Source organism: Streptomyces lincolnensis (genome assembly GCF_001685355.1).
Classification (GTDB): Bacteria; Actinomycetota; Actinomycetes; order Streptomycetales; family Streptomycetaceae; genus Streptomyces; species Streptomyces lincolnensis.
Map to the genome: position 1 here is coordinate 3,869,987 of NZ_CP016438.1, position 12,880 is coordinate 3,882,866.

Sequence of the window (12,880 nt, forward strand, 5' to 3'; positions counted from 1 at the left end):
CGTGCTCCAGCCTCCGCGCCAGATGCGTCATGACAGTGGGGTGACGTCCGAACCGGGTCTACTTGAAGAGCCGCCGCCAGGTCTCCGGCCCGGGGTAGCCGTCCGCCGCGCCGCCGCGCCAGCCCTGGGCGCGCTGGAAGGCCTCCACGGCCCGTCGGTCCGCCTCGCCCCAGCGCGGTCCCGGACCGGATGTGTAGTACTTGCCGAATCCTTTCTTCACCAGCTGCTTCCCGAGCTGCGTGACGTGGGCGCTGGTCACGCCGGGCCGGAAGACCGCCCGGCCCGGGTAGCCGGGCACGCCGTGCGAGGAGGGGGCAGGCGGGCCCGCCGCCCCGGACGTGATGTCCTTGCCCCCGCCCGAGACCAGCAGCGTCCAGGTCAGCGGGCCCGGCAGCCCGTCGGCATCCTGGCCGCGCCAGCCCTGGGCCTGCTGGAAGGCCTGGGTCGCCCTGCGGTCCGCGTCCGACCAGCGCGGTCCCGGACCGGAGGTGTAGTACCGCCCGGCGCCGCGCTCGACGAGCATGCGGCCGAGCAGGGCGACGTGCTTGTTGTTGGCGCCGGGTCCGAAGTACGCCCGTCCCGGGTACGGCGTCCCGGCCTCCCCGTCCGGTTTCGCGGTGCCGGGTTTGTCGCTGCCGGGTCCGGCCGTGCCGCCCGCGAGCCCCTTGTAGCGGTAGGCGAGATAGCGGTCGGAGTGGCTCCAGTAGGCGTACGGGGTGGCCTGCCTGCGGGCGTACGGGCGGGTCTCCTCGTAGGCGATGTAGGAGGTGTGCGTGTAGTCGGTCCAGCCGCCGAAGATCACCACGTGGGAGCCCTGCTGGGGGTTCGAGGGGTTGTGGAACAGCAGGATGTCCCCGGGCTGGAGGTCATCCTTGGCGATCCGCACCCCGTACTGGTCGAGGCTGCCCGTCCACTCGTTGCCCGGCAGGTTCCAGGCCATCGACACGAAGCCCGAGCAGTCCTGCCGGTACCCGTCGCCCCAGTACCGGGACATGCTGTACGGCACTTTCTCGGCGACCCAGGTCTTGGCCCGCCTGATGATGTCGGCGCGGGTGGTCTCAGGGGTCTTCAGCGGGCCCCCGGGGCGGCCGGCCGGTCCGTGCAGCGCGGTCTTGCCGCCCTGGGGGGTGTCGGGTTCGTCCCGGACGGGAGTGCCCGGGTGGCCGGGGGCGGCGTGGGCGACGGCGGGGTGACCGGCGACGGCCGCCGTGGCGGCCGCCGCGGCGAGGATCACGGCCCGGTGGGCCGCCGGGTGGCGGCCCGACGAGGAGTGCGGCAGGGCCCGCCGCCAGTGAACGCATCCGGGGCAGTCGCAGTCACTCGCGGGATCGAATTCCTCGAAGACCGGAGTCGCCATGCGATTCCCCTCACATTCCGGATGGAAATGTCCGCGCCTGTACACATTCGTCAGTTTCTCAACTGTCGTCCCGACGCGCATGTTGACGGTCCGAATGATGTACGCCACCCCTCCGGGCGCCTCCCCGCCCGGTCCGGAGCACCGTCCGACATCCGGTAAAGTTGTGCAGGTCAGCAGGCGCCGCTAGCTCAGTTGGTTAGAGCAGCTGACTCTTAATCAGCGGGTCCGGGGTTCGAGTCCCTGGCGGCGCACAGACAGGTGAGGCCCCTCGCAAGTGCGGGGGGCCTTCGCCATGCGCGCGGATTCTTCCCGGTGCCGCACAGGCGGCTGGGGGTCCGGGGGTTACCCCCCGGGGAATGCAGCATCAGCGGGTCCGGGGTTCGAGTCCCTGGCGGCGCACAGACAAGTGAGGCCCCTCGCAAGTGCGGGAGGCCTTCGCCATGGGCGCGGGCTCTTCCCGGTGCCGCACAGACGGCTGGGGGTCCGGGGGTTACCCCCCGGGGAATGCAGCATCAGCGGGTCCGGGGTTCGAGTCCCTGGCGGCGCACAGACAGGTGAGGCCCCTCGCGCGTGCGGGGGGCCTTCGCCATGGGCGGGTGAGGCCCGGCGGCCGCACAGGCGGCTGGGGGTCCGGGGGGCCTTCGCCATGCTGTCGGACGGATACCCTCTCGCCATGGTGGCGTGGGATCTTCAGGAGCGGATCAAGAAGCTCGTCCTTGATCGGCGGCTGGGGTCCGGGGATCCGCTGCCGACCGAGCAGGAGCTGATGGAGTTGCTCGGGGCGAGCCGGAACTCGGTGCGGGAGGCGTTGAAGGCGTTGCAGGCGATGGGCATCGTGGAGATCCGGCACGGCTTCGGGACCTACGTCGGCCCGATGTCGCTGGCCCCGATGATCGAGGGCCTCACCTTCCGCACGGTCGCCGGGCACTACCGCGGCGAGGACTCGCTGCTCCAGCTGCTGGAACTGCGCGAGGCCGTGGAGAGCGGGCTGATCTCCCGGCTCGCGGGCCGGATCCCCGCACCGGATCTCGTTGAACTGGACGCGCTCGTGGACCGTATGGAACGGGAGGCCGCCCAAGGGGCGGGTCTCGCCGAGACCGACCGGGCGTTTCACGCCACTCTCTACCGAGGACTGGACAACGTGCTGCTGAGCGAGGTGCTGGAGGCGTTCTGGGACGCCTTCCACCGCGTGCGCACGGACCTCGGAGGCGTGGCCCAGGACCCACAGGTCACGTGCCGCCAGCACCGGGACATCCTGGACGCGGTGCGGTCCGGCGACGCCGCGGGGGCCGAGCAGGCCATAAGGAAGCACTTCGGCAACATCCGCACCCGGCTGTCCACAACGACTCCACAAGGTCCCCACAGGGGCCACAATGAACGCGTATGACCGGTAAACACCGCGTTTCGCATCTTGCGATCATGATGAACACCGTAGAACCCTGGTTTTCAAGATGCTGCGTATACGCGGCACTTGGGGGGCAAGGAGCCGGTTGCCGGTGTTGCGGGGAAAGGGGGCCCCGTTTCTGAGCTGATGCCGAGGGGGGCATCATGCAACCGGAAGGTCGCAGTTCTGTGTCCATGCGTGTGGACGATGTGGTGACTGTGGCCCACCGCTGATACGACTGTGAAGGGTCTAGGGGGACCCGAGCAGCCGTGAAGTAACGACACAACACGCAGTGACGTGCGTGTGGGGGGATGACTCATGACGTCGACGCCGACGGGCGCCCGGCAGAACTACGACCCGTCACAGACCACCCAGCTCAGGGTGCCTTCACATCGGACCGGTGCGTTCCGTCGGATCAAGAAGACGCTGCCCAAGTACGACTACGAGCACTACAGCCGGCTGGCCGGCCCCCTGACGCAGCCCGATCCGGGCAAGCCGTACAGAGTGCAGTACCGCTCCCTGATCTCGCAGGAGCCGCACCGCATCAGAGTGGCGCTCATGCTCGCCGCCGCGCCGCTGCTGTCGCTGGTCCTGCTGGCCTGGCTGCTCCAGCCCGAGCACTGGACCGAGCGCGACTACCCGGCCTTCGCCTGGCTGCCCGCGCTCGACATCGTGATGCTCGTGGCGATCGGTCTGATCGAGTTCTTCCGCTGCATGAACGTGCTGTCGAACGCGCACGCCACCCTGGTCGCCCGCGACCCGATCCCGGTGGTCCCCGAGACCGGCACCAGAGTGGCCTTCCTCACCTCCTTCGTGCCCGGCAAGGAGCCGCTGGAGATGGTGACGAAGACCCTGGAAGCCGCGGTGAAGATCCGCCACCGCGGCCTCATGCATGTCTGGCTGCTGGACGAGGGCGACGACCCCGAGGTGAAGGCCGTCTGCGCGCGCCTGGGCGTGCACCACTTCTCCCGCAAGGGCGTCGCGAAGTGGAACCAGGCCAAGGGCCCGCACCGCGCCAAGACCAAGCACGGCAACTACAACGCCTGGCTGGACGCGCACGGCGACCACTACGACTTCTTCGCCTCGGTCGACACCGACCACGTGCCGCTGCCCAACTACCTGGAGCGGATGCTCGGCTTCTTCCGCGACCCGAACATCGGCTTCGTCATCGGCCCGCAGGTCTACGGCAACTACGACAACTTCGTCACCAAGGCCGCCGAGTCGCAGCAGTTCCTCTTCCACGCGCTGATCCAGCGGGCCGGCAACAAGTACGGCTCCCCGATGTTCGTGGGCACCTCCAACGCCGTACGCATCAAGGCGCTCAAGCAGATCGGCGGCCTGTACGACTCGATCACCGAGGACATGGCCACCGGGTTCGAGATCCACCGCCACAAGAACCCCGCGACGGGCAAGAAGTGGCGCTCGGTGTACACCCCGGACGTGCTCGCGGTCGGTGAGGGTCCCAGTGCCTGGACGGACTTCTTCACCCAGCAGATGCGCTGGTCGCGCGGGACGTACGAGACGATCCTCAAGCAGTACTGGAAGGGCTTCTACTCGCTGCCGCCGAGCAAGCTCTTCAACTACACGATGATGATCATCTTCTACCCGATGTCCGCCCTCAACTGGATCCTCGCGGCCCTCAGCTGCGCGCTCTTCCTGGGCCTGGGCGCCTCGGGTGTGAACATCGACCCGACCGTGTGGCTGATGCTCTACGGCAACGCCTCCGCGCTCCAGATCGGCCTCTACGTCTGGAACCGGCGGCACAACGTCTCCCCGCACGAGCCGGAGGGCTCCGGCGGTGTGGCCGGCATGGTGATGTCCGCGCTGTCCGCGCCGCTGTACGCCAAGGCGCTGGTCGACTCGATGCTGCGCCGCAAGAGCAAGTTCGTGGTCACGCCCAAGGGCGACTCCGCCAGCCCCGACCGCTGGTTCGGGACCTTCCGCTACCACTGGTACTTCATCCTGATCTTCGGCGCCTCGATCACCGCCGGCTTCGTCTTCGGACACTCCCACCCCGCGATGATCATCTGGGCGACCTTCGCCACCCTGATCACCGCCACGCCGATCTTCGCCTGGCGCCACATGCTGCGCCAGGAGCGGAAGAAGCCCCCCGCGCCCGCGCAGGAGCCGCGGGAAGCGGCACCGGCGGCTCCCATGGCACCCGCGGCCCCCGCGGGTCCCTACGAGCCGCAGCCGCTGCCCACGCAGCGCACCCCGGCCCAGCACGCTCCGCAGCACAAGCCGAGCTGGGCCGCCGCCTCGAACACCTCGGGCGGTACGGGGAGCACGGGGGACCAGACCATGCAGATCGCCCTTGGTGGACTTGGGGGACGTAAGGAATGAACGACCGTGCAGGCCGCCGCCGCGCCCGTCGACTCGTGATCGGCACGGCGGTGGTGCTCGCGCTGGCCGGGATGAACGGCCCGTGGCTGTACCGCTTCGGGACCGAGAAATACCACCAGTACCAAATCAACAAGCCTGAGTACAAAGCCGAGAACGGCAAGTGGGACATCGTCGAGTTCCCCGAGGAGTACCGGCAGAACACCATCCACGCGGCGCTGCTGCGCACCGGGAAGGTGCTGCTCGTCGCCGGGTCGGGCAACAACCAGGACAACTTCGACGACAAGAAGTTCGACACCCGGATCTGGGACCCGGTCAAGGGCACCATCAAGAAGGTGCCGACGCCCAAGGACCTGTTCTGCACCGGCCACACCCAGCTCGCCAACGGCAACCTGCTGATCGCGGGCGGCACCAAGCGGTACGAGAAGCTCAAGGGTGACGTCACCAAGGCCGGCGGCCTGATGATCGTCCACAACGAGAACCCGGACAAGCCGATCACGCTGCCCGCGGGCACCCGGTTCACCGGCAAGGAGAACGGCAAGACCTTCGTCTCGAAGGACCCGGTCACCGTCGAGCGCGCGACGAAGACGTTCGACAAGAACACCGGCAAGTTCACCGGCAACAAGCCGGGGCTCGGCCGGATCTACGTCGAGGCGCAGAAGAGCGGCGCCGCGCACGAGACGGGCACGCAGGACAACTACGCCGTGCAGGGGCTGTCCGGCGCGGACGCCAAGAACACCTACGGCATCGCGCAGAAGCTCGCCCTCGACAAGAAGGACTTCCAGGGGATCCGGGACGCCTTCGAGTTCGACCCGGTCGCCGAGAAGTACATCAAGGTCGACCCGATGAAGGAGGCCCGCTGGTATCCGACGCTCACCACCCTGAGCGACGGGAAGATCCTCAGCGTCTCCGGGCTCGACGACATCGGGCAGCTGGTGCCGGGCAAGAACGAGGTCTTCGACCCCAAGACCAAGAAGTGGACGTACACGGACAAGGTCCGGCAGTTCCCGACCTACCCCGCGCTGTTCCTGATGCAGAACGGCAAGATCTTCTACTCGGGCTCGAACGCGGGCTACGGGCCGGACGACGTCGGCCGTGAGCCGGGCGTCTGGGACGTGGAGAGCAACAAGTTCACCAAGGTGCCCGGGCTGAGCGACCCCAAGCTGCTGGAGACCTCCGGGACCGTGCTGCTGCCGCCGGCGCAGGACGAGAAGTACATGGTGATCGGCGGCGGCGGGGTCGGCGAGTCCAAGCGGTCCAGCGAGAAGACCCGGATCGTCGACCTCAAGGCGGACGACCCGAAGTTCGAGGACGGGCCGAGCCTGGAGAAGGGCACGCGGTACGCGCAGGCGTCGATCCTGCCGGACGACTCCGTGCTGGTGTCCGGCGGTTCGCAGGACTACCGCGGGCGCGGCGACTCCAACATCCTCCAGGCGCGGCTCTACGACCCGTCGGGCAACGGGTTCGAGCGGGTCGCCGATCCGCTGGTCGGGCGGAACTACCACTCCGGGTCGATCCTGCTGCCCGACGGGCGGGTGATGTTCTTCGGGTCGGACTCCCTGTACGGGGACAAGGGGAACACGAAGCCGGGGACGTTCGAGCAGCGGATCGAGATCTACACGCCGCCGTATCTCTACCGAGGGGCGCAGCCGTCGTTGTCCGGGGGGCCGGAGACGATTGCCCGGGGGGCCTCGGGGACGTTCACCTCGCAGCACGCCTCGTCGATCAAGAAGGTGCGCTTGATTCGGCCGAGTGCGGCCACGCATGTGACGGACGTGGACCAGCGGTCGATCGCGCTGGACTTCAAGGCGTCGGGGAACAAGATCACCGTGACGGTGCCGAAGAACAAGAATCTGGTGCAGTCGGGGTGGTACATGCTGTTCGTGGATGACGATCAGGGGACGCCGAGCAAGGCGCAGTGGGTTCGGGTGCCGTAAGGGTTCGTTGTCGGCTGCGGCGCCGTCGTGGCTGGTCGCGCAGTTCCCCGCGCCCCTGAGGGGCGCGGGGATTGCCGTTGCCTGGAAGGCGCCGCTACTCCCGCGCCCCTAGGTGTCCGATCCTTGCGCCAGTTTCAAGGCGTACTCGGGCCACCACTCGCCCGCCTTCGGGCCGCCCTTGCATTCGCCGTCCGACTCTCCGGGCCGCTTGACCCAGACGTAGGCGTCGACCAGGGGGTCTGCCGTCTTCGTCGTCGGGGGCTCGCCGAGGGCCCGGCCGGGTGGGTTGCACCAGCGTTCGTCGGGGTTGCCCTCTTCGTAGGGGCCGTTGCCGTTGCGGCTGGTGTCGATGACGAAGGGTTTGTTGCCGACCTTGGCGGAGAGTTCCTTGCCGTAGGCGATGGAGTCGTCGGTGGAGTAGAAGTTGGAGACGTTGACCGAGAAGCCGTCGGCGCGGTCGACGCCGGCGCGCTGGAGGGGTTGGGAGATGTCGTCGGGCTTGCCCCAGCCGGCGTTGCCCGCGTCCAGGTAGACCTTGGTGTTCTTCAGGGACTTGAGCTTCTCGACGGCGCCCTTGAGCAGGTCGTAGCGCTCCTCGTGGAACTCCTCGGGCGTGCAGTTGTCGACCATGTGGAGCACGGCGTCCGGTTCCAGGATCACCGTGGCGGGACGGTCGCCGATGCCCTTGGCGAGGCCGTCGATGAAGGACCGGTAGGCGTTGCCGTCGGCGGCGCCGCCGCCCGAGAACTGGCCGCAGTCGCGGTGCGGGATGTTGTAGACGACGAGCAGGGCGTCACGGTCGGCCTTGGCGGCGGCCTCGGTGTAACCGCGGGCCTGTTCCTCGGAGTTCTCCGGGACGATCCACTCGGCGGCCGGCTGCTCGGCGATCTTGCGGATCTGTTCGGCGTCCTGCTTCTTGCCGGCCTTCTCAAGGGCCGCCACCTGCTTGGCCGCGTTGCCGTCCGGGTTGACCCAGAACGGATCGGTCGCCTTGGGCTGTTGGGTGATGCCCGCTCCGGCGTCGGCCCCCTCGCTCTCCTTGCTCTTGTCTCCGTCCCCCGACGAGGAACATCCCGCGATCAGCAGTGCCGCCCCCAGCACCACCGCGGAAGCCCCCGTGCGGGAAACCCTCCTGGCCCCCCTGCTGACGTACATCCAACTCCCCCTTGGGTGCACCGTTCCAAGTCTCAATCCTGACACACCCGTCGCGCCGCCCACGAGGTCGTCCCAGCCTTGTCCAAGACCTGTTACGGCCACGATCGCCGGGGTAACCGCGCGCCTGTACGGGGGCGCTCGTCACCGGAAGGGGAGTGCTCAGGCATGCAGTACACCACCAGGGAGATCCAGCTGGCCGCGGCACTGGTGGAAGCGGCCGACACACTCGTCGAGGATTTCGACGTCACCCGACATTTAGAACGGACGTCCGATCGCTGTGTGGAGCTGCTCGCGGCCCGTACCGCCGGGGTGATGCTGATCGACGGGGACCGGGCGGTGTCCCTGGCGGCCAGCAGCCGGAACCAGCGCGTGGCGCTCGATCTGCTGGAGGCACAGCACGGCGGCGGCCCCTGTCTGGAGAGCTACGGCTCCGGACGGCCGGTACCGCCCGTCTCCATCCGCACCGCCCATGTGGGCGCCCGCTGGCCCACCTTCACCGAGCGGGCGCTCCGGCACGACATCGTGGCGACCTACGCCGTGCCGCTGCGCTGCCGCGAGACCCTGCTCGGCGCCCTCAACGTGTTCGTGCCGACCCTTCCCGCCAACGACCCGCCGGGCGACTGGGCCCCGGAGGTGCTCGTGGCCCAGGCCCTCGCCGACGCCGCCGCCGTCGGTCTGCACAACCACCGCGCCTACAGCCGGTCGCTGACCCTGTCCGGGCAGTTGCAACAGGCCCTGTCCAGCAGGGTCCGCATCGAACAGGCCAAGGGCATGCTCGCCGAGCGCTGGCGGGTCGGTGCCGACCAGGCGTTCATCGCGCTCCGGCAGTACGCGCGCCGGCACCGGCTGCCGCTGGACCGGGTGGCGAGCGCGGTCATCGAGCGTGTGGCGGACGACGACGCCCTGCGCAGGGAGGCCGAGGGCTCGCTGCCCGGCTCGCCGGGCGGAACGCCGTAGGGCCTCGCTTCGCCACGGGGTGTGCGGGACGGGTGGTCGGGGGCCCGGTCCGCGCCCGCGGAACGGCCTCCATGGGTGGTCCGTCGGCCATTCGGGGCGCGAACCGGCCGCCCCCCGTGTCGCAGACGACCGGTCGACCGGCTCGCAGCCCTTCGACGACCTGCGTGGATGACGCAGAGCCACCGGTCCGGGACTTGGCGTCCATCACCCTCTAGGCCCGGGCGCTCATTCGTTCTAAAGTCTTCTCATACGGCCCCAGCCCCCGGCCAAGCATTCACCCACCGTGGTTTTCGCAGCCTCCCGCGCCGGTCGCCGGGTTACTCCCGCAACCCGTGCGCCCGCGGTTGAGGACCAGCCCGGTCGGCGGCTTTGGGGGGAGCGGGCCGCCGACCGGGCCAGGTGCTCCACCGTCCCGAGGGCGGTCACAGGCCGGTTCCGGTGAGATACGCCGAGACGATCACGTTCGCCGTGTAGCTGCGGCTCGCCCGGTCGAAGGTGCCGCCGCAGGTGATGAGCCGCAGTTCCGCCCGGCCGGTCTCCCGGGGGCCGTAGGCCTGCCGGGCGTCGAAGCGGTCGCGGGTGAGGACCTGGACGTCGTCGACGGTGAACTCGGCGACCCGGCCGTCGTCCCGGATCACCCGGACCGTCTCGCCGGGCTTCATCGCGCTGATCTTGTAGAAGACGGCCGGCCGGGTCTCGGTGTCGACGTGTCCCACCATCAGCGCGGTCCCGGCCGCGCCCGGCGTCGCGCCGGCCGCGTACCAGCCGACCACGCCGGCCTGGTCGTAGGGCGGCGGGTCGATCGCGCCCTGGCCGTCGAGGCCGCGGGCCACCACCGGTGCCTGCACTCCCAGGTCGGGGATGTCGAGGCGTTGCGGCAGCGCGGCACCGAGCGGGCGGTGCGCGGGCGGCAGCTCGACCTGCGGCGGCCGTCCGACCGCGGCCATGTCACCGGTGGCCGGCCCGGATATCCCGTGGCGTACGTCGGTCACCTCGCGCCCCCACAGCCACAGCCCGAGCAGCAGGACCGCCCAGGCGAGGCCGGTCAGCATCCGGCCGGTGCCGCGGGGGCGTTCCCGGTCGGCGGGGTGCGAGGGGTCGGAGAAGCGTTCGTGGTCCGGCATGGCGGGTCAGCCCGTCCTGCGGCTCCGGCGGCTGCCGAGCAGCACGACGGCCAGCGCGGCGACCCCGGCGAGCACCAGTCCGGTCACGGCGTGCCCCGTGCCGGGCCCTGTCGGGCGGGCGTCGGCGGTGTCCGCCGCGGCGAGCCGGGCGGTGCCGCCGCCTCCGGCGAGCACGGGGGCGACCGGCGAGGCGGGGGTGGTGGGACGACCCTCGTCCGGCTTGCCCGGTGTGTCGGTGCCGACGGTGATCGTGCCCTTGACCTCGAAGTCGACGCAGGTGATCTTCACGTCGTAGGAGCCGGGCTCGATCGTGGAACGGACCTGGGTCTGGCCGGCGAGCGTGCCGTCGGCGCCGGTGAGCCGGGCGTCCGCGACGAACGCGGCCGACGCGGCGGTGGCCGATCTCCCGGTGCAGCCGCTCACCCGCAGCGCGACCTCGGCGCCGGGGGCGGGGGACGACGGGGTGACCGAGACGCTGCCGCCGTCCGCCGCGTGGGCGGCCGGGGTGAGAGCGGTGACGGCCAGGGCGGTGGCACAGAGAGTGAGGCGTAGGGAACCCATCGTGAACCTCCAGATATCTGGAGCGTCCCTCTCGGGCGGCGGCCCCGCATCCGCAGCGGGGCCGCACTGCTCCGTACGGGTCATGTTCGTGCCCCGGCGGGTTTCAGATCCGCTCGACCAGGTCCGCGATCGAGTCCACGATCCTGGACGGCCGGTACGGGAAGTCCTCGACCTGGTCGGGCCGGGTCAGTCCGGTGAGCACCAGGAACGTCTGCATCCCGGCCTCCATCCCGGCGAGGACGTCGGTGTCCATCCGGTCCCCGATCATGGCGCTGGTCTCGGAGTGCGCGCCGATCGCGTTGAGGCCGGTCCGCATCATCAGCGGGTTCGGCTTGCCCGCGAAGTAGGGCTGCTTGCCGGTCGCCTTGGTGATCAGCGCGGCGACGGCGCCGGTCGCGGGCAGCGGGCCCTCGGCGGAGGGGCCCGTCTCGTCGGGGTTGGTGGCGATGAAGCGGGCGCCGCCCTCGATCAGCCGTACGGCCTTGGTCATGGCCTCGAAGGAGTAGGTCCGCGTCTCGCCGAGGACGACGTAGTCCGGCTCGTGGTCGGTGAGGATGTAGCCGATGTCGTGCAGCGCGGTCGTCAGCCCCGCCTCGCCGATGACGTACGCCGATCCGCCCGGCCGCTGGTCGTCCAGGAACTGGGCGGTGGCCAGCGCCGAGGTCCAGATCGACTCGACCGGCACCTCCAGGCCCATGCGGCGCAGCCGGGCGTGCAGGTCGCGCGGGGTGTAGATCGAGTTGTTGGTGAGGACCAGGAAGGGCCTGCCGGACTCGCGCAACTTCTTCAGGAAGGCGTCGGCGCCGGGGATCGGTACGCCCTCGTGGATGAGCACACCGTCCATGTCGGTGAGCCACGACTCGATGGGCCTGCGGTCTGCCATGTGCGGGATCTCCTGCCGTACGCATGTACGCGTTGCTGCGTGGGCCCAGAGTAGACAGTGGCCGGATCTTGGGGGAATGGCCAGTTCGGGGCGGGCTTGCGGGGCGGGCTTACGGGAGGGCGGGTCAGCGGCGTCTGCGGACCGGCAGGAGGACGGCGCCGGTGATGAGGAGGAGGGCGGCCGTGGCGAGGGCGGCGAGGGTGGGGCCGACGCCGGTGCGGGCGAGTTCGTCGGCGAAGGGGAGGCCGTCCGGGGCGTCGGGGTTCGGGGCGGGGTCGGCGTCGATGGTGAAGCGGTAGTCGTTCGACTGCCCCACCCACTCGCCGTCGCCGTCGTGCCGTTGTACGACGGCCGCGTTGGCGGTGACCCGGTTCGCCACGGCGTCCGAGGTGACCGCGAGGCGCACCTTCACGGTGAGCGTCCGGCCGGGGCCGACCGTGAAGCCGGGGAAGCCGCCGCGCTCGTCGGCGAGGACGCCGACGAGTTCGTCCGCGTCGGTCTCCTCGAAGCGGACCGGGTGGGGGCGGTCCCCGTCATAGAACTCCAGCCGGGGCTGGGCGGGTGCCAGTGCCCGCTCGCCGTCGACCAGGACGATCACGGGGTGGATGTTTCCGCAGGTCCGGGCGGTGGTGTTGGTGAGGTCCAGATACCAGGTGCCGTAGCCGCCCCCCGCCTCGTAGGCGTTCGGGCCGCCGTGGACACGGGTGGTGAGCGGGAAGCCGCGCTCCCCGGAGGTGGCGCACGAGGAGGGTCCGGAGTGGGCCTGCGCCGACGTGGGCAGCAGTGCGGCGGCTGCCGCGAGACAGAGACAGGCGGTCATGGGCAGTCGCATGAACACATGACCATGCCGGAGGCGCGGGCCGACCGGGCGACGCCGCTCCGTACGGCCACACAAGTCCCCTCGATCAGCGCAGGCCCCCGACGTCGGCCTCGCCAGGCCCGAGTGCGAGCACGGGGAGCCGGCGTCAACCGTCTGCCGTCTGCCGTCTGCCGGACCGAACGCGGGGCGCCGGCGTCAGCCGTCCGCCAAGCCGAACAACGGCGCCAACAGCAACTGCGCCGCACCCTCAGCGACCCCGCCGGAGGCGATGCGCACCGGCACGACGACATCCCCACCGGACACGCCCGCGACAACCACCACCCGCGCAAACCCCGAACAGCGAAGACACACCCGCGTCAACC

10 protein-coding genes and 1 tRNA gene are annotated in these 12,880 nt (G+C 70.1%); 5 read left to right on the forward strand and 6 right to left on the reverse strand.

Annotation, left to right across the window (positions count from 1 at the left end):
• Window positions 1-58 precede the first annotated feature (58 nt).
• The gene (locus SLINC_RS17080; protein WP_067433311.1) at window positions 59-1,357 is read right to left on the reverse strand and encodes a peptidoglycan-binding protein; all 1,299 of its coding nucleotides are present in this window, start codon (window positions 1,355-1,357) and stop codon (window positions 59-61) included.
• Between the two features lie 177 nt (window positions 1,358-1,534).
• On the opposite strand from SLINC_RS17080, the gene SLINC_RS17085 reads away from it, so the two are divergent.
• The 4 genes from SLINC_RS17085 to glxA all read left to right on the forward strand — a co-directional run bounded on the left by SLINC_RS17085 (window position 1,535) and on the right by glxA (window position 7,018).
• Window positions 1,535-1,608, forward strand: a tRNA-Lys gene (locus tag SLINC_RS17085).
• Window positions 1,609-2,030: 422 nt separating this feature from the next.
• Window positions 2,031-2,744: a FadR/GntR family transcriptional regulator gene (locus SLINC_RS17090; protein ID WP_067433314.1), complete on the forward strand. Its 714-nt coding sequence runs from the start codon at window positions 2,031-2,033 to the stop codon at window positions 2,742-2,744.
• A gap of 315 nt (window positions 2,745-3,059) precedes the next feature.
• Window positions 3,060-5,084 (forward strand): glycosyltransferase family 2 protein, encoded by a 2,025-nt coding sequence (locus SLINC_RS17095; RefSeq protein WP_067433317.1) that lies wholly within the window; start codon window positions 3,060-3,062, stop codon window positions 5,082-5,084.
• Window positions 5,081-7,018: a radical copper oxidase GlxA gene (gene glxA / locus SLINC_RS17100; protein ID WP_067433321.1), complete on the forward strand. Its 1,938-nt coding sequence runs from the start codon at window positions 5,081-5,083 to the stop codon at window positions 7,016-7,018. Before SLINC_RS17095 ends, glxA begins: the two co-directional genes overlap by 4 nt.
• Window positions 7,019-7,126: 108 nt before the next feature.
• On the opposite strand, the gene SLINC_RS17105 is transcribed toward glxA, so the two are convergent.
• Window positions 7,127-8,173 (reverse strand): glycoside hydrolase family 6 protein, encoded by a 1,047-nt coding sequence (locus SLINC_RS17105; protein WP_067433324.1) that lies wholly within the window; start codon window positions 8,171-8,173, stop codon window positions 7,127-7,129.
• Between the two features lie 165 nt (window positions 8,174-8,338).
• Here SLINC_RS17105 and SLINC_RS17110 point away from each other — a divergent pair, with 165 nt between their 5' ends.
• A complete protein-coding gene (locus tag SLINC_RS17110) occupies window positions 8,339-9,130 on the forward strand; it encodes a GAF and ANTAR domain-containing protein (protein ID WP_067433327.1) in 792 nt (263 codons plus the stop codon).
• 422 nt (window positions 9,131-9,552) lie between these two features.
• Here the strand turns inward: SLINC_RS17110 and SLINC_RS17115 are convergent, their stop codons facing one another.
• The 4 genes from SLINC_RS17115 to SLINC_RS17130 all read right to left on the reverse strand — a co-directional run bounded on the left by SLINC_RS17115 (window position 9,553) and on the right by SLINC_RS17130 (window position 12,530).
• A complete protein-coding gene (locus SLINC_RS17115) occupies window positions 9,553-10,254 on the reverse strand; it encodes a class F sortase (protein WP_067433330.1) in 702 nt (233 codons plus the stop codon).
• Between the two features lie 6 nt (window positions 10,255-10,260).
• Window positions 10,261-10,815: a hypothetical protein gene (locus SLINC_RS17120; RefSeq protein ID WP_067433334.1), complete on the reverse strand. Its 555-nt coding sequence runs from the start codon at window positions 10,813-10,815 to the stop codon at window positions 10,261-10,263.
• Between the two features lie 103 nt (window positions 10,816-10,918).
• Window positions 10,919-11,698, reverse strand: coding sequence for an HAD-IIA family hydrolase (locus SLINC_RS17125; protein ID WP_067433337.1), 780 nt, complete (start codon window positions 11,696-11,698; stop codon window positions 10,919-10,921).
• 124 nt (window positions 11,699-11,822) lie between these two features.
• Complete coding sequence (locus tag SLINC_RS17130) at window positions 11,823-12,530, reverse strand: hypothetical protein (protein WP_067433340.1); 708 nt, start codon at window positions 12,528-12,530, stop codon at window positions 11,823-11,825.
• Window positions 12,531-12,880: the final 350 nt, after the last annotated feature.